At 63.2% G+C, this 15956-nt stretch carries 13 protein-coding genes; 4 read left to right on the top strand and 9 right to left on the bottom strand.

All coding sequences use genetic code 11. From position 1 onward, the window contains the following. Positions 1–53: 53 nt before the first annotated feature. On the top strand, positions 54–1076 hold the full coding sequence (locus AAIH46_RS16985; RefSeq protein WP_430307174.1) for an LLM class flavin-dependent oxidoreductase: 1023 nt from the start codon (positions 54–56) through the stop codon (positions 1074–1076). Positions 1077–1128: 52 nt separating this feature from the next. Here AAIH46_RS16985 and AAIH46_RS16980 read toward each other — a convergent pair whose 3' ends face one another. The 5 genes from AAIH46_RS16980 to AAIH46_RS16960 all read right to left on the bottom strand — a co-directional run bounded on the left by AAIH46_RS16980 (position 1129) and on the right by AAIH46_RS16960 (position 6243). Further along, complete coding sequence (locus AAIH46_RS16980; RefSeq protein WP_430307173.1) at positions 1129–1929, bottom strand: phosphodiesterase; 801 nt, start codon at positions 1927–1929, stop codon at positions 1129–1131. A gap of 71 nt (positions 1930–2000) precedes the next feature. Further along, entirely contained in the window at positions 2001–3296 is a 1296-nt protein-coding gene (locus AAIH46_RS16975; protein WP_430307172.1) for an ABC transporter substrate-binding protein, read from the bottom strand. 45 nt (positions 3297–3341) lie between these two features. After that, positions 3342–4163 (bottom strand): carbohydrate ABC transporter permease, encoded by an 822-nt coding sequence (locus tag AAIH46_RS16970; protein WP_430307171.1) that lies wholly within the window; start codon positions 4161–4163, stop codon positions 3342–3344. Then, the gene (locus tag AAIH46_RS16965; protein ID WP_430307350.1) at positions 4163–5062 is read right to left on the bottom strand and encodes a carbohydrate ABC transporter permease; all 900 of its coding nucleotides are present in this window, start codon (positions 5060–5062) and stop codon (positions 4163–4165) included. Before AAIH46_RS16965 ends, AAIH46_RS16970 begins: the two co-directional genes overlap by 1 nt. Before the next feature lie 32 nt (positions 5063–5094). After that, the gene (locus tag AAIH46_RS16960; RefSeq protein WP_430307169.1) at positions 5095–6243 is read right to left on the bottom strand and encodes an ABC transporter ATP-binding protein; all 1149 of its coding nucleotides are present in this window, start codon (positions 6241–6243) and stop codon (positions 5095–5097) included. Positions 6244–6489: 246 nt separating this feature from the next. Between AAIH46_RS16960 and AAIH46_RS16955 the strand changes: the two genes are divergently transcribed. After that, on the top strand, positions 6490–7002 hold the full coding sequence (locus tag AAIH46_RS16955) for a PAS domain-containing protein (protein WP_430307167.1): 513 nt from the start codon (positions 6490–6492) through the stop codon (positions 7000–7002). Between the two features lie 174 nt (positions 7003–7176). Here AAIH46_RS16955 and AAIH46_RS16950 read toward each other — a convergent pair whose 3' ends face one another. The 3 genes from AAIH46_RS16950 to AAIH46_RS16940 all read right to left on the bottom strand — a co-directional run bounded on the left by AAIH46_RS16950 (position 7177) and on the right by AAIH46_RS16940 (position 12803). Then, positions 7177–10359 carry an efflux RND transporter permease subunit gene (locus AAIH46_RS16950; RefSeq protein WP_430307166.1) on the bottom strand — a complete coding sequence of 1061 codons (3183 nt, stop codon included), beginning with the start codon at positions 10357–10359 and terminating at the stop codon, positions 7177–7179. A 220-nt stretch (positions 10360–10579) separates the two neighbouring features. After that, positions 10580–11758, bottom strand: a complete 1179-nt coding sequence (locus tag AAIH46_RS16945; protein WP_430307165.1) for an efflux RND transporter periplasmic adaptor subunit — start codon at positions 11756–11758, stop codon at positions 10580–10582. A 247-nt stretch (positions 11759–12005) separates the two neighbouring features. After that, a complete protein-coding gene (locus AAIH46_RS16940; protein ID WP_430307164.1) occupies positions 12006–12803 on the bottom strand; it encodes an alpha/beta hydrolase fold domain-containing protein in 798 nt (265 codons plus the stop codon). A gap of 151 nt (positions 12804–12954) precedes the next feature. Here AAIH46_RS16940 and AAIH46_RS16935 point away from each other — a divergent pair, with 151 nt between their 5' ends. After that, complete coding sequence (locus AAIH46_RS16935; RefSeq protein WP_430307163.1) at positions 12955–13890, top strand: LysR family transcriptional regulator; 936 nt, start codon at positions 12955–12957, stop codon at positions 13888–13890. A gap of 62 nt (positions 13891–13952) precedes the next feature. Here AAIH46_RS16935 and AAIH46_RS16930 read toward each other — a convergent pair whose 3' ends face one another. Further along, entirely contained in the window at positions 13953–14873 is a 921-nt protein-coding gene (locus tag AAIH46_RS16930) for an AraC family transcriptional regulator (protein WP_430307162.1), read from the bottom strand. Between the two features lie 190 nt (positions 14874–15063). Here AAIH46_RS16930 and AAIH46_RS16925 point away from each other — a divergent pair, with 190 nt between their 5' ends. Continuing rightward, positions 15064–15909: an SDR family oxidoreductase gene (locus AAIH46_RS16925; RefSeq protein WP_430307160.1), complete on the top strand. Its 846-nt coding sequence runs from the start codon at positions 15064–15066 to the stop codon at positions 15907–15909. Positions 15910–15956: the final 47 nt, after the last annotated feature.

Below are 15956 nucleotides of genomic sequence, written 5' to 3'. Positions count from 1 at the left end.
GCCTCGCTCCTATATGGGAGCCAACCACGTTCACCACCGCGAAGGCGCGCATCATGAAGAATATCGGTTTTCTATCCTTCGGCCATTGGTCGCCCTCTCCCCAGTCGGGCACGCAGTCCGCCGGGGATGCCCTGTTGCAATCCATTGATCTGGCGGTTGCCGCCGAGCAGCTCGGTGCCGACGGCGCCTACTTCCGCGTCCATCATTTCGCCCGGCAGCTCGCCTCGCCCTTCCCGCTGCTCGCAGCCGTCGGCGCCCGTACGTCCAAGATCGAGATTGGCACCGCCGTCATCGACATGCGCTACGAGAACCCACTCTACATGGCCGAGGATGCCGGCGCTGCCGACCTGATTTCAGGGGGTCGCCTGCAGCTCGGCCTCAGCCGCGGCTCGCCGGAACAGGTCATCGACGGCTGGCGTCACTTCGGCTACGAGCCGGAAGATGGCCAGAGCGACGCCGACATGGGCCGCCGGCATGCGGAGGTGCTTCTGGATGTGCTGAAGGGCGAAGGATTTGCGAAGCCTAATCCGCGTCCGATGTTTCCGAACCCGCCGGGACTGCTGCGGCTCGAGCCGCATTCGGAAGGACTTCGGGAGCGGATCTGGTGGGGCGCCGGATCAAACGCCACCGCCGTCTGGGCTGCCAAGCACGGCATGAACCTGCAGAGCTCGACGCTGAAGGACGACGAAACCGGCGAACCCTTCCACATCCAGCAGGCGGCGCAGATCCGCGCCTATCGCGAGGCCTGGAAGGAAGCCGGCCATGCCCGCACGCCGCGGGTGTCCGTCAGCCGCAGCATCTTTGCGATCGTCAACGATCTCGACCGTGCCTATTTCGGCCGCGGCGGCAAGGAGCAGGATTCGATCGGTTATATCGACGAGAGCACGCGCGCCATCTTCGGCCGCTCCTATGCGGGCGAGCCGGATAACCTGATCGAGCAGTTGCGCGCTGACGAGGGCATCGCCGAAGCCGATACGCTGCTGCTGACCGTCCCGAACCAGCTGGGCGTCGAATACAACGCCCACGTGATCGAGGCCATTCTGACGCATGTGGCGCCGGCACTCGGCTGGCGCTGAGGTCACGGTCGGGAGCGGCGGCGCACGCCCGCCGCTCCGCACCGTCGTTCGTTTAAGGGCCGGCGCAGACCGGAGCGCGTTCCGTCGGCACCTGTCCGACCTCGACGCCATAGGCCCTAAGTCCCTGATCATCGACGCGGAGGATCCGGTAGCAGGGATTGCCGCCCGTCCACCAGGGATCGGGAATGTCCAGATCGGTGATGAACCTGTGCGAGCAGGCCTGCCCGGAGCTGTAGGCGATGCCCTCGGCGCTGGTGCCTGCCAGCGGCACATGGATGTGTCCAAAGACAACGTGCCGAACCCCGGCCGGGTGGGCGCTGAGGCTGCGCATCATAGCACCCTCGTCATGCATCCCGATGTTCTCGAAGTGACCGATGCCCGGGTCCATGGGCGGATGGTGGATGAACACGGTCACCGGCAGGTCGCCGGCACCGGCCAGCGCGCCGCTTAACCATTCCAGCCGGTCCGGACCATAGATGCCGCCGATCACCGCTGCCTCGTGGCTGTCGAGAAACAGCAGCCGGCCAAACTTCGTATCCATGAACGACTGGATATAGCCGTTGCCATCGCGCGGCTGGTCCGGAAAGGATTCGACGAATTCCGGCCGCTTGTCATGATTGCCGAGCAGCAGGCGCGCCTCGAAGGGAAGCGGCGCCAGGATGTCGCGCAGCAGTTCGTATGCTTCCGGGTCTCCGTAGTTGCAGAGATCGCCGGTCATCACCAGCAGATCGGCATCGGCGTGCTTGTCGATGATGTCGGTCACTGCGGCGCGCAGCTGCTTTTCCGGGTCCACGCCGTTCACGACGACACCCGGAGGCATGAGATGGGTATCGGTCAGCTGGATAATCTTCATCGTCTGTCTCTCTGCTCAAGAAATGGCTGCGGGGATCATCTCCCCGCAGCCCTGTCAATTCGCCTTGCGGCTCAGTTCATCAGCGCGTTGGTCTGCGCGACGATCTGCTTCAGGCCTTCTTCCGGCGTCACTTCGCCACGCATTACCGTGCCGATGATGTCGCGCTGGGTGCGCCAGATGCGGACCGAATCGCCACCCGGATAACCGGCCCACGGCAGCGAGCGGTCTGCCTGCAGCGAGGCAGTCTTGACGTTCGGATGCTCGGCATAATAGGGCGCCAGGAATTCCGGACCGGTCGCCAGCTTGTTGGTCGGAAGATAGCCGGTGATGCGGACGATCAGGTTCTGAGCTTCCGGACCGGTGATCCACTTCAGGTACTTCCAGGCAGCATTCTGCTTGGCCTTGTCCTGGGTCAGGATGACGGCGGAGTTGCCGCCGGTCGGTACGCCGCCCTTTTCCGCGTTATCAAGCGGGAAGGTTGCGGTCTTGAGCTTGAACCGATCACCCACGAGACCCTCGACCGTCTGCACATGTGCCGGTGTCGAGAAGATGAAGCCGGTCAGGCCCGCACCGAACTGCTGGCGCGACTGGTCCCAGTCGAGCAGCGTCTGGTGACCTTCCGTCACGAACTGGCGCACCAGCTTCAGCGCGTTGAGGCCGATTTCGTTGTCGAAGCCGGCAGTCTTGGTTGCCGTATCGACCATCTTGCCGCCCTGCTGGACGATCAGGGCCTGCCACAGCCAGTCGTCAGGCCAGCCGTTGATGTCGTAGCCCATGCCGGCGACCTTCGGGTCGAGCGCATGGATCTTGGCGGCCAGTTCGATCAGCCCGGCAAAGGTCTTCGGCATGTTGTCCGGGTCGCCGCCGGCTTTGCTGACCAGATCGGCATTGATGTAGATGATCGGCGAAGAGGCGTTGACCGGCAGGCCGTACTGCTTGCCGTCGATCTGGCCGAGGGCGGCCATCTTCGGGCTGTAGTTCTTGTCGAGGAACGCCTGGCCGCCATCGGCCTCGATGAACGGGCCGAGGTCGGTGATCTGCTTGCGCGGCTCAAGGGTGTGAACCAGTTCGGCCGTCAGGTTATAGCCGGAGAAGTAGACGTCCGGCAGGTTGCCGGTCACCGCGGCGCGCAGCACCTGCTGCTGGCCCTCATTGTAGCCGGCGGCCGGTGCGAGGAAGTTGATCGTCACATCCGGGTTCTTCTTCATGAACTCGTCAGCGAGCGGCTGATGGAATTTCGTGAAGCCGGGAAGATTGTAGAGCACGTCGAGCGTGATCTTGTCGGCTGCCAGCGTCGGCTGTCCCAGTCCGGCAGCAGCCAGGCCGAGGACGAGGCCGCCGAGCGCGGTACGTCGGTTGATGTTCATGTCAGTCTCCAGAGGTGAGTGGTCGTTGGAAGGAGTGGTGAAGGGTTACTTGACGCCGGTCATGGTGATGCCGGCGATGAAATGGCGGCGCACGAGGAGGAAGCAGATCAGCATGGGTGCGGTGATGATCGTCGCGCCGGCCATCAGCGCGCCGTAGTTCGCCCCGGATTCGACATCCGAGAAGTAGAGCATCCCGAGCGGCGGCGGCGCGAGATTGGTGTCCGACACGACGATCATCGGCCAGTAGAGGTCGTTCCAGTGGGCCACCAGAGAGAAGACGGCGAAGGCGGCAAGCGACGGCAGAGAGCCGCGCAGCACCAGTCCCCAGCAGATCTCCAGCTCCGAAAAGCCGTCCATCCGGGCGGCTTCGATGATTTCGTTCGGATAGCTGCGGAACGACTGGTGGAACAGGAAGATGGCGAAGACCGACAGCAGGAACGGCGCCATCATCGCAAAGTAGGTGTTGAGCAGGTTCGTCTTCGCCAAGCCGACGAAGAGCGGCAGCGCCAGCGCCTGGATCGGCACGCAGAGCGCTGCGATCACCAGCGTCATCATCAGCCTGCGGCCGGGAAACCGAAGCTTGGCGAGCGCATAGGCAGCCGGAACCGCCGTTACCACCTGCACGATCAGGATGCCGAAGCAGACGATAACGCCGTTCAGCATGAACCGCGCCATCGGCACCTGGCCCGCCGCTCGGGCATAATTCTCGGCCGCGTCGAATTTCTGCGGGATCGGCCACAGTGATACGTTAAAGATCTCCGCCGGAGAGCGGATCGACGTCAGCACCATCCAGTAGAACGGCAGCAGCATGGCGAAGGCGCCGAGTGCGAGCACCAGATGCGGGAGATATCTGCGCAGCGACGCCATCAGTAATGCACCTTCCGGTCCATATGCACCGTCTGGCCGATCGACAGGACCAGAACGATAACAAGGAAGATCAGCGTCAGGGCGGCGGCATAGCCGGTGTTGGCGTATTCGAACCCCTCGAGGTAGAGATCGAACAGCAGCGTCTCCGAGCCGAAGCGGCCCTTGGTGAGGACGGCGACCGTCTCGAACACCTTGAAGGCGGAAATCGAGGTGGTGACGACGACGAACATCGTCGTCGGGCCAAGCATCGGCCAGGTGACGGTAAAGAACCTATCGATGGGGTTTCTGGCGCCATCCAGCCGGGCCGCCTCGTGCAGATCCTTCGGGATTGCCGTCAATCCCGCGAGAAACAGCACCATGTTGAAGCCGACGATCTGCCAGACACCGATCAAGGCCATCGTCGGGATCAACAGCACCGGGTTCGACAGGAAGGCGACCGGCTCGAAGCCGAACCACTTGATCGCAGCGTTTACCGGCCCGAGCGACGGATGCAGCAGGAACTGCCAGACGGTGGCCATGGCCACCAGCGTCGCGGTGACGGGCAGGAAATAGGCGACTTCCCAGAAGCCGCGGCTGCGCTTGCGGTTGTAGACCAGCAGCGCGACGCCAAGCGCCAGGAACACGCCGAAGGGTATGACGATCGCCGCATAGATTGCCGTGTTCTTCAGCGATCTCATGAACACAGGATCGTGGTAGGCCTTGATGAAATTCTCAAGTCCGACGAAGCGGCTGGAAAGGGCCCCGAGCTGGTAGTCGGTGACCGAGAAACCGGCGAGCACGACCATCGGAACGATATAGATCGCCACCAGCAGCAGCGCGGCCGGGGCAACGAACATCAGCCCGCGCCACATCATCCGCCGCTCCGCGCGCGCCGCTCGGGGTTTTTGCCCGACCGTCATAGTGGAGGCCGGCGTATAGAAGTCCGCCGCCGTCATGCCGCCACCCGCTCGAGAACCGAGACCCTGCGGCGCTCGCCGTCGGTGCCGAACAGGTGCGCCTGCTCCGGCGCAAAGCCGAGACGCATCGTGCCGTCCGCCTCAACGGCCAGTCGCTCGTCGGATGCCTGACGCATCGTCAGGCGAACGGTCTCATCGGCGAGCAGATGGGTGGTGACGAAGCGGTCGGCGCCGTGGGTCTCGCTGCGCACCACGCGAACCGCAAAACCGTCGGCCGCGTGGCGCAGGTCCTCGGCGCGGATACCCAGCGTCGCGGGACCGGCATCCTTGGCCGCCGCCTGGATCTGCAGGTTCTGGCCGAAAGCCGAGACGCGTCCCTGCCCATTGATCTCGACCGGCAGGAGGTTGATCGACGGCGTGCCGATGAAACGGGCGACGGTGAGCGTTGCGGGCGAACGGTAGAGCTCGTCCGGCGTCCCGAGCTGCTCGATCCGGCCCTCCGACATCAGCGCGATGCGATCGGACATCGTCATCGCCTCGATCTGGTCGTGGGTGACGTAGATGAAGGTCGCGCCCAGGCGGCGATGCAGCGACGCCAGCTCCTCGCGCATATGGGCGCGCAGCTTGGCATCGAGATTGGAGAGCGGCTCGTCCATCAGGAAGGCTGCCGGCGAGCGGACGAGTGCGCGGGCCAGAGCCACGCGCTGGCGCTGGCCGCCGGACAGCTGCGCCGGCTTGCGGTCCAACAGATGTGCAATATGAAGCGTTTCCGCCGCCTGCTCGACGGCAGCATCGATCGCCTTCATGGCTTCTGCCGGAGCCAGCAGCCGCCCGATCAGCGGCAGGCGGGCAGAAAATGTCAGGCGCCGCATCCGCAGCGGCGTGGCGATGTTCTGCCGAACGCTCATGTGCGGGTAGAGCGCGTAGGACTGAAACACCATGGCGAGGTTGCGATCGCTGGGATCCGTCTCGGTCACATCGTCTCCGCCGATCGAGACGGTGCCGCGATCCGGCGCTTCCAGCCCGGCGATGATCCTCAGCAGCGTGGACTTGCCGCAGCCGGACATACCGACCAGCGACAGGAATTCGCCGGGGCGGATGGAGAGGTTGATCTCCTTCAGGACCTCATCGTTCCCGAAGCTCTTGCCGATGCCGAGAAGGTCAAGCGATTGAGGCGTCGTCATTCTGCGCTCCTTTTTCAAAGCGCGTATGCGACCCCTGCATGACAGATGGACGACGGTTCCAACAAAGTTTGATGACCGTCCAGAAGAGATGTGACGGCATTGCCCGCCGGGCGATTACCCGCAGCAGCGCGGCAATTCTACCGAGAAGCGTACGGCATCGGACGTAACAGGTCCGACGGTTGCGAATTCCGTATATGCATTCAAATGCATGTGACAGATGCCGACATCAAGTGGAGGATTCGACAAATGGACAGCGCATCCGCTCCGGACGCCAATGCCTTGGTTATCGTCGCCCAGGACGTCGGAATATTCTCCTGGGATGTCATCAGCGACCGGTTGAGAGGCGACAGCGAGATCGCCGGTTTCTTCGGACTGCCGTCGGAGGACGTCGCACGGGGGCTCGGCATCAGCCAGTATCTCAATCGGGTGTTCTATGAAGATAGGGAACGCGTGGCGGCTGCCATCCACGGAGCGATCGTTGCCGGCGGCCCCTACCAGGAGGAGTACCGGATCACCAGGCCGAACGGCGAGACCGTCACCGTCACCGCCATCGGCCGCTGCTTCTTCGATGAGCAGGGTGACCCGGTTCAGTACTGCGGCGTGATGTTCAAATCGGTCGAGGAGAAGGCTGAGGTCGGCCACGATATCGTCCGAAGCTTCGTCACTGCCGCTCACAAGCATGCAGCGGAACTCGGCAACCCGAAGATCGCAGCACTGCTGGAGCCGGTGCTCGAAGAGCTTGAGAGCTCGGCGCTCTAGGAGGAACGCCGGCAGTGGCTCGAATGCAGAAACGACGCTTGCGCGCCGTTCGTTGCAGCCTTTCAAGGGAGGACACCGCGCGGGTCTGCGGTGGATAGACCCGCGCGGCGCAGTCGAGGATGGTTCACATCATTGCGGCAGACAATGTGTGGCCCCGACCAGGAGACGGCGTAATTACTCCGCTGGAGAGAGAGCGGGCACCGCCTCCGTACCGTGCTGGCGCAGCGGCCGACCACCGGTCAGCATGCGGGCCAGCATGTAGAACACCGGCGTCATGAAGATGCCGAAGAAGGTCACCCCGATCATGCCGGAGAAGACGGCGATGCCCATGGCGGATCGCATCTCGGCGCCGGCACCCGTCGACAGGACGAGCGGGACGACACCCATGATGAAGGCCATGGAGGTCATCAGGATCGGGCGAAGGCGAAGACGGCTTGCCTCGACCGCGGCTTCGAATGGCTTGCGCCCCTCGAATTCCAGCTCCCGGGCGAACTCGACGATCAGGATCGCATTCTTCGCCGATAGCCCCACCAACACCACCAACCCGATCTGGGTGAAGATGTTGTTGTCACCTCCCGTCAGCCAGACACCGGTCATCGCCGCCAGCACGCCCATCGGCACGATCATGATGATCGCCAGCGGCAGGGTGAGACTTTCATACTGTGCCGCGAGCACCAGGTAGACGAGCAGCAGCGCCAGCGGGAAGACCACGAGGCTGGAATTGCCCGCCAGGATCTGCTGGTAGGTCAGATCCGTCCATTCGAACTCGATGCCCGGCGGCAGCGTTTCGCTGAGGATCTTGGTGATCGCCGCTTCCGCCTGGCCGGACGAGAAGCCCGGAGCCGGACCGCCGTTGATGTCGGCCGACAGGAAGCCGTTGTAGCGCGTCGCGCGTTCCGGACCGGTCTGCGCATCGACCTTCAACAGTGCCGAAAGCGGGATCATCTGGCCGGACTGCGAGCGGACCTTCAACTGGCCGATGTCCTCCGCCTTTGCGCGGTACTTGGCATCCGCCTGAACCCGCACGCTGTAGGTGCGGCCAAATGCGTTGAAGTCGTTGACGTAGAGCGAACCGAGATAGATCTGCAGCGTTTCGAAGACGTCGGTCACCGATACGCCGAGCTGTTCCGCCTTGGCGCGATCCAGATCCGCATAGAGCTGCGGCACGTTGATCTGGAAGCTCGAGAAGATGCCGGCAAGTTCCGGCGTCTGGTAGGCCTTGGCGATGACCGCTTTGGTCGCTTCGTCGAGAGCCTGATTGCCGAGGCCGGCACGGTCCTCGATCTGCAGCTTGAAGCCCCCGGTCTGCCCCAGGCCGTTGACCGGCGGCGGCGGGAACATCGCGATGAAGGCGTCCTGGATGCCGCCGAACTTCTGGTTCAGCTGCATGGCGATCGCGCCGCCGGAAAGCTCCGGCGTGGTGCGCTTGTCGAAGTCGTCGAGGATGGCGAAAACGATACCGGCATTGGAACCGATCGTGAAGCCGTTGATCGACAGGCCAGGGAAGGCGATGGCGTGCACCACGCCCGGCTGCGCCAGGGTGATCTCGCTCATCCGCTTGATGACGTCTTCGGTGCGATCGAGCGTCGCGCCGTCCGGCAACTGGGCAAAGCCGATCAGATACTGCTTGTCCTGCGCCGGCACGAAGCCGCCGGGAACGGCATTGAACATGCTGTAGGTTGCCGCGACAAGCGCCAGGTAGATGATCATCACCAGGCTCTTGCGCGACAGGAGCCCGCCGACCGTGCGGCCGTAGCCGTTGGATGCCGCGCCGAAGGCACGGTTGAAGCCACGGAAGAACCAGCCGAAGGTGGCGTCCATGAAGCGCGTCAGCCAGTCCTTCTTGGCATGATGGTCCTTCAGCAGCAGGGCGGCCAGCGCCGGCGACAGCGTCAGCGAGTTGATCGCCGAGATCACCGTCGAGATGGCGATCGTCAACGCGAACTGCCGGTAGAACTGGCCGGACAGGCCGCTGATGAAGGCGAGCGGCACGAACACGGCGACCAGCACCAGTGCGATCGCGATGATCGGGCCGGACACTTCCTTCATCGCCTTGTAGGTGGCGTCGCGTGGGCTGAGACCGTTCTCGATATTGCGCTCGACGTTTTCCACCACGACGATCGCATCGTCGACGACGATGCCGATCGCCAGCACGAGCCCGAACAGCGTCAACGCGTTGATGGAGAACCCGAAGGCATACATCACAGCGAAGGTGCCGATGATCGACACGGGCACGGCGATCAACGGGATGATCGACGCGCGCCAGGTCTGCAGGAAGACGATGACGACGAGAACGACGAGAGCAATGGCTTCGAGCAGCGTGTCGACGACCTTCTCGATCGAAGACCGGACGAACTTCGTCGTGTCGTAGACGATCTCGTACTTCACGCCTTCCGGCATGGCCAGCTGCAGCTGGTCCATCGTCGCCTGCACGTTGTCGGCGATTTCGATGGCGTTCGAGCCGGGTGCCTGCAGGACGGCGACGGCAACCGCCGGGCGGCCGTCGAGCAGCGAACGGAGCGTATAGTCGGCCGCACCGAGTTCGATGCGGGCGACGTCACGCAGCCGGGTGATCTCGCCGTTCTCACCGCTCTTGACGATGATGTTGCCGAACTCTTCCGGCGTCCGCAGGCGGCCCTGTGCGTTGACGTTCAACTGCAACTCGACGCCCGGCTGCGACGGCGACGCACCGATGATGCCGGCTGCGGCCTGTACGTTCTGGCTGCGGATGGCATTCGAGATGTCGCTTGCGGCCAGCGAATGTTCAGCGGCCTTCTGCGGGTCGATCCAGACGCGCATCGAATAGTCGCCGGCGCCGAACACCTGCACCTGTCCGACGCCCTGGATCCGGGTCAGCCGGTCCTTGACGTTGAGCGTTGCATAGTTGCGCAGGTAGGTGATGTCGTATCGGTCGGTATCGGAGACAAGGTTCACGACCATGATGAAGTCGGGCGAGCTCTTGACGGTGGTGAGACCGAGTGCGCGGACTTCCGCCGGCAGGCGTGGCTCCGCCTGGCTGACGCGGTTCTGCACCAGCTGCTGCGCCTTGTCCGGGTCCGTGCCGAGCTTGAACGTCACCGTGACGTTCAGTACGCCGTCGGAGGTTGCCTGGCTCGACATGTAGAGCATGTCCTCGACGCCGTTGATCTGCTCTTCGAGCGGCGTCGCGACCGTTTCGGCAATGACGGATGGGTTGGCGCCCGGATAGCTGGCGCGCACGACGATCGACGGCGGAACGACCTCGGGATACTCCGAGATCGGCAGCGAGCGCAGGCCGATCAGACCTGCGACGACGATGAGGATCGACAGCACGCCGGCAAACACCGGCCTGTCGATAAAGAAGCGGGAAATATTCATGTCAAAGCCCTCTCTCCGGGGTTAACAAGAAACGGAAGACGCCTGTCCCGCGGCCAATGGAACGCCGACGCCCTTTCGAGCGCAGGCGAGATCCATCCTTCGAACCACGCGCCGAGCCTGCGAAAACCGTTCTCGGTTTCCGGCTCGACGCGTGAGGCCGCAGGCGACACAGGCGAACGATATGGTTTGAATGTTCCGACCGGCAGAGCCGGTCAGGGCATCAGTTGTTGGCGACCTTGGCTTCTTCCTCAGGCGCAACCACCGCGCCGGGACGAACTCGTTGCAGGCCGTTGATGACGATCCGATCGCCGGCGTTCAGGCCCTTCTGCACGATCCTCAGGCCCTCGACCGCGGAACCCAGCTCCACCTGCCGGTATGCGATGGTATTGTTTGCATCGACCACTAAGACGAACTTCTTGTCCTGGTCGGTGCCGACGGCCTTTTCGCTGATCATCAGCTGGTCCGACGCGGTTGGCTGGCCGAGGCGAACGCGGACGAACTGGCCCGGAATGAGCTTGCCGCCCGGGTTGTCGAAGACGGCGCGCACACGGATCGTGCCGCTCGACGCGTTCACCTCGTTGTCGATCAGCTGCAGCTTGCCGCGGATCGGCGTGCTGTTGGCGGCGAGCGTGCTGACCTCGACGGGTACCCGGTCGATGGCCGGAACGCCGTTTTCGGACGGCAGGTCAGCGATGATCTGCGCCACCAGTTCTTCGCCGGCATCGAAGCTTGCATAGATCGGATCGATCGAGACGATGGTCGCCAGCGGACTGGAGGCCGAGCCGGCGGCAACGAGATTGCCGACAGTCACTTCGATCTTGCCGACGCGGCCGGCGATCGGGGCCTTGATCTGCGTATAGTCGAGGTTGAGCTGAGCGACCTTCAAAGCCGCCTTTGCAGACTGGACGCCGGCAAGCTCATCCCGCTGCGCGCTTTGCCGCTGGGCAAGCTCGCTCTGCGAGATGGTGTTCCTGGCCAGGAGATTGTTGCCGCGTTCGAGCTCGGTATTGGCGAGTTCGAGCTTGGCTTCCGCCGAGGCGACAAGCCCCTGCGCCTGGGCGACGGCTGCCGCATAGGGTTCCGGATCGATGCTGACCAGCAGGTCGCCGGCCTTCACGAGGCCGCCTTCGCGGAAGTGTACGGACTGAACGGCGCCGGCGACGCGCGGGCGCAGCAGCACCCGGTCGACAGCTTCCAGCCTGCCGGAGAACTCCTGCCAGGTGGTGACCTTGCGCGGCTCGACGGAGGTGACCGTGACCGGTACCGCCGGCGTTGCCTGTGCAGCCGGGGCAGCCTTGGCCGCCTGCGGCATGTCGAGATAGATGGATGCGCCGGCGATCAGGGCAGCGACGCTCAGCCCGGTACCCCACAGGGCCCAGCTTGTGATCTTCGATGTCATTTTGCTCTCCTGCGGACCCATGGGAAGCCCGCTCTCTAGTCGAAACGTCAATGGATCCGACCACGCCGGAAACCGGCGGTCGGCTGCGCGGCGCTGACGCCGCGGTGATCTGAATGTGTCTGCTTTTTAGTCTGTGAACCGGGCCGCGAAGGGCATCAGTGTCACGAAATCGAGAACCTGTATGATGTCATTCCGGTCTCCTTCAGAGATGAAATGCTGAATGTGATGCCGTCTAAAAATCGTCGGCCTAGACCTGCAGTCCGTCGACGAAACTGGTGAATTCCGAACAGAGAGGAGCAAGCCATGTGCCCTTCCCTTCCTTGTAAATGCTCGTCCAGCCGCAATCGGCTGAAAAGATGCGCTGTTGCACAGTGACGCCGAAAGCCCTCAGGCTGTCCGCATAACCGATGACTTCGTCCCGTAGCGGATCGTCTTCCGATGTCACCACGAGAGCCGGTGCGACGCCCGCAAGCCGCGAACAGAGACACGGCGCCGCATAGGGATGCTGAAAACCCAGATGCGAGCCAAGATAGTGGCTCCAGCCGTCCGACCAGCGCTCCCGCATGCCGACGTCGTCCGCCTTGCGAAACGAGGCGCTCGTCATCTGCGGATCGATCATCGGCGAAAACAGCATCTGTCCGTTCAACTCGCCGGGCAGCAGATCACGCGCCTTCAAGGCGACACCTGCAGCAACGTTGCCACCCGCCTCGTCACCGGCCACGAACAGCGGCGACTTGGCGCTGCCGAATTGCTTGCGGCGGGTAGACAGGCAGGTCAAAGCCTCGAACGCAACTTCCATCGCCTTCGGAAACGTGTTGCTCGATACGCCCGCATAGTCGGCCTCAAGAACGATCGCGCCGGTCTCCGCAAGCGCCTTGGCAATCGGCCTTTCCATCTCGCCGCGGTCCTCATCGAGAAACGCACGGCCCCGCAGGTAGAGGACGATCGGCGGCACCTTGCCGGGCTTCGTCCCCTCATACAGCCGCATCGGCACCGGCGGTGTCGCCGACCGGTCGAATGCGATGTTTTGCCACTGCAGCGTCATGAAAGTCCCGGTGCCATCGATTGGATGAGCAAGCGTTGCCGAATTTTCTGAGTATGATATTATTATCCCAGAAAACTTGCACAAGTCGCCCTGCAGGGTAACACTGTTCCGAAAATCGGAATAATGCTGCAGCGCGTCACGGGAGCTGTACATGGATCAGTTGTCTGCAATGCGTGTCTTCGTGCGTGTGGTCGAAACCGGCAACTTCACCCGTGCCGCGACCGCTCTCGATATGCCGAAGACCACCGTTACCACCATGGTGCAGAGCCTGGAGGCCCACCTTCGCACGACGCTGCTGAACCGCACAACCCGACGGGTCATGGTGACCACCGATGGCGCCCTCTATTACGAGCGGGCAATCCAGATCCTTTCGGAGCTCGACGAACTCGATGGGTCGATGTCGAAATCGCAAGCACAGCCATCCGGGCGGCTGAGGGTGGAGATGGCCGGCGCCTTTGCCGACCTCATCGTCATTCCGGCGCTTTGCGACTTCTACCAGCGCTATCCGCAGATCCAGCTGGATATCGGGGTCGGCGACCGGCTGGTCGATTACATCGCCGAGAATGTCGATTGTGCTCTGCGCGGCGGCACGCCGACCGATCAGTCGCTGATCGCCCGTAAAGTCGGCGAGATCCAGCTGCACGCCTACGCCTCGCCAATCTATATCAACAATTTCGGTGTTCCCGAGCATCCGCGCGACCTCGAAGACAAGCATTTCGCCGTCGGTTATCTGAACGCGACGGCAGGGCGGGTGATGCAGATGGAATTCTGCCGCGGCGACGAGGTGCTGGATATTGCGCCCCGCTACGCGGTCTCGGTCAATGACGCGCGTTCCTATGTGAACGCCGCGATCTCCGGCATGGGCGTCGCCCAGAGCGCTCGCTTCATTGTCAAGGATGCGCTGGAGCGTGGCGAACTCGTCGAGGTGCTGACCGACTGGGAGTGCGAGAAGCTGCCGCTCTACATCGTCTATCCGCAGACGCGCCACGTCAGCAACAAGGTGCGGGTGTTTGTCGATTGGCTGGCAAAGCTCGTTCAAGGGCTGAAGTCGGGCGACGAACTACCGGAATTGCGCAAGGCGAGCTGATCATCCGGCACCGGGGATACCGCCCCCTCTTTCGGTCATCTCCGATCACTCGCTTAAAAGCGTCAACTGGCCAAAGCAATGCGTGCATATTCGCGCGGCGGGCAGCCGATCTTCTGGCTGAAGGCGGTGCTGAAAGCACTGGCAGACTGGTATCCGACTTGCTCGGCGATCTCGTCCAGCGTCCCGCGCGAATAGCGCAGGGCGTCCTTGGCGAGAGCCATTCGCCACCGCAGCAGATATTCGACGGGAGCAAGCCCGACTGCCTCGGAGAATTTGCGGGCGAAGGCGGAACGCGACATCCCGGCCCGCTGCGCCAGTTCGGCAATGGTCCAGCCGCGCCGCACGTCGGCATGGATTTCGCCGATCGCCCGGGCGAGCTGTGGATGCGAAAGTCCGCGCAGCATGCCCGGATGAGGAAGCTTGGCCGCCTCCCTGCGCAGTGTCTCGATCAGCAGCACCTCGAGCAACCGCGAGAGGATCAGGTCACTGCCGACGCGCGCGTTCTCCGCTTCGTCGCGGATATAGGAGATCAGGTCGCCGAGCCTTGCGCCAGTTCCCTCGCCTGCACCGACGTGAACAAGGCGCGGCAGAAGCTCTGTCAGCAAGTCGGCATTGGTCGGATTGCAGAGGATGCAGCCGCCGACAATCCGGGCAACGCTGTCATCGCCGACATCGCCGACGATGATCTCGCCGTTCACCAGATGCCGGGCCTTGAAGTCGTCATCGGACAAGACGACGTCCTGTCCATCGGCGCTGAAGAACACATCCGCAGTCGGGCTGCCCGACAACACGAAATCTCCGGCGTTCAGGTGCACGGTCTCTCCTTCGGCCGTCCGGAAACGGACGTTGCCTTCGATCACGAAGTAGAGCATCGGTCCCGGCTGCGGCGGAACCTGCACAGCCCAGTCTCCAAATCCCGCCATGCTGCCCATCAGCACCGTCTTCGGCCGCAGCAGTTGGACCACATCCGTCAGCGCATCCATCTGCACAATCCATAAAGAGATCTACCAACTGCACCATGGATCGTCCCAGACGATTTGTACAGGGTCAGGCCTCAGGCACCGTTGCTCGATGATCATTGAGACGATCCGTAACAACAGCTGGATCTTCCATTATTCCTAATCTTCGCTGGTTCGCTATTCTCGGGGCATCGAAGAACAAGGAGATCGATACATGACCAAGACAGTTCTGATCACCGGCACGTCCTCCGGATACGGCTTCAGCATGGCCGAACACTTTCTCGACCGCGGCTGGAATGTCATTGCCACCATGCGCCATCCGGACCCGACGATCTTCCCGCCCGGCGGCGACAGGTTGAAGGTGCTCGCCCTCGACGTCTCAAGGCCGGAGACGATCGACAAGGCAATTGCCGACAGCATCACGGCTTTCGGGAGCATCGACGTGGTGATCAACAATGCCGGCATCGGGCTGGCGTCCGCCGTCGAGGCGACGCCGGACAGCGCGACCCGGGAGGTCTTCGAGACCAATACCTTCGGCGTCTTCAACGTCTGCCGCGCCATCATTCCGCACATGCGCCGCCAGGGTCACGGCGTGATCATCAACGTCACGTCGAGCGTTACCCTCGGCGTGGTCCCGCTCGTGGCGCTCTACGCAGCCAGCAAGTTCGCCGTCGAAGGGTTCAGCGAAGCGCTGTCCTACGAGCTCGAACAGTTCAACATCAAGGTGCGGCTTGTCGAGCCGGGCTACGGGCCGACCACCCGCTTCACCGCCAATGGCGGACCCCGCATGCAGGGCCTCATCCCGGCCGACTACGGACAGTTCGCGCAAGGGTGCTTCGAAAAATTCGCCAACTATCCCACCGCCTATTGCAGCGAGGCGGAAGTCGCAGACGCCGCCTATGCCGCGGCGACCGAGGGCGGCGAGCGGCTTCGCTATCCCGCCGGCGCCGACAGCAAGATGCTGGCGGAGCTTCGCTGGACCACCTCGGAAGATCACTACCGGGCAAGGATGCGCGAGATGTTCGCGCCGGATATCCGCCGGATGTCGAACGCCGCCTGAGCAGCGGCGCGCCTACGGCCTGCCGGCGCGGAGAAATCGCGCCGGCA

Origin of the sequence: Rhizobium sp. 0TCS1.26 (assembly GCF_050455525.1) — a bacterium.
Taxonomy (GTDB): Bacteria; Pseudomonadota; Alphaproteobacteria; order Rhizobiales; family Rhizobiaceae; genus Neorhizobium.
Note: the sequence above shows the minus strand (reverse complement) of the source record. Positions and strands in the feature narration are given on the sequence as shown.

What these genes read in the sequence shown, in the direction of transcription:
- AAIH46_RS16985 (WP_430307174.1), top strand. Translation starts at nt 54, where the DNA reads ATGAAGAATATCGGTTTTCTATCCTTCGGCCATTGGTCGCCCTCTCCC.
- AAIH46_RS16980 (WP_430307173.1), bottom strand. Translation starts at nt 1,929, where the DNA reads ATGAAGATTATCCAGCTGACCGATACCCATCTCATGCCTCCGGGTGTC.
- AAIH46_RS16975 (WP_430307172.1), bottom strand. Translation starts at nt 3,296, where the DNA reads ATGAACATCAACCGACGTACCGCGCTCGGCGGCCTCGTCCTCGGCCTG.
- AAIH46_RS16970 (WP_430307171.1), bottom strand. Translation starts at nt 4,163, where the DNA reads ATGGCGTCGCTGCGCAGATATCTCCCGCATCTGGTGCTCGCACTCGGC.
- AAIH46_RS16965 (WP_430307350.1), bottom strand. Translation starts at nt 5,062, where the DNA reads ATGACGGTCGGGCAAAAACCCCGAGCGGCGCGCGCGGAGCGGCGGATG.
- AAIH46_RS16960 (WP_430307169.1), bottom strand. Translation starts at nt 6,243, where the DNA reads ATGACGACGCCTCAATCGCTTGACCTTCTCGGCATCGGCAAGAGCTTC.
- AAIH46_RS16955 (WP_430307167.1), top strand. Translation starts at nt 6,490, where the DNA reads ATGGACAGCGCATCCGCTCCGGACGCCAATGCCTTGGTTATCGTCGCC.
- AAIH46_RS16950 (WP_430307166.1), bottom strand. Translation starts at nt 10,359, where the DNA reads ATGAATATTTCCCGCTTCTTTATCGACAGGCCGGTGTTTGCCGGCGTG.
- AAIH46_RS16945 (WP_430307165.1), bottom strand. Translation starts at nt 11,758, where the DNA reads ATGACATCGAAGATCACAAGCTGGGCCCTGTGGGGTACCGGGCTGAGC.
- AAIH46_RS16940 (WP_430307164.1), bottom strand. Translation starts at nt 12,803, where the DNA reads ATGACGCTGCAGTGGCAAAACATCGCATTCGACCGGTCGGCGACACCG.
- AAIH46_RS16935 (WP_430307163.1), top strand. Translation starts at nt 12,955, where the DNA reads ATGGATCAGTTGTCTGCAATGCGTGTCTTCGTGCGTGTGGTCGAAACC.
- AAIH46_RS16930 (WP_430307162.1), bottom strand. Translation starts at nt 14,873, where the DNA reads ATGGATGCGCTGACGGATGTGGTCCAACTGCTGCGGCCGAAGACGGTG.
- AAIH46_RS16925 (WP_430307160.1), top strand. Translation starts at nt 15,064, where the DNA reads ATGACCAAGACAGTTCTGATCACCGGCACGTCCTCCGGATACGGCTTC.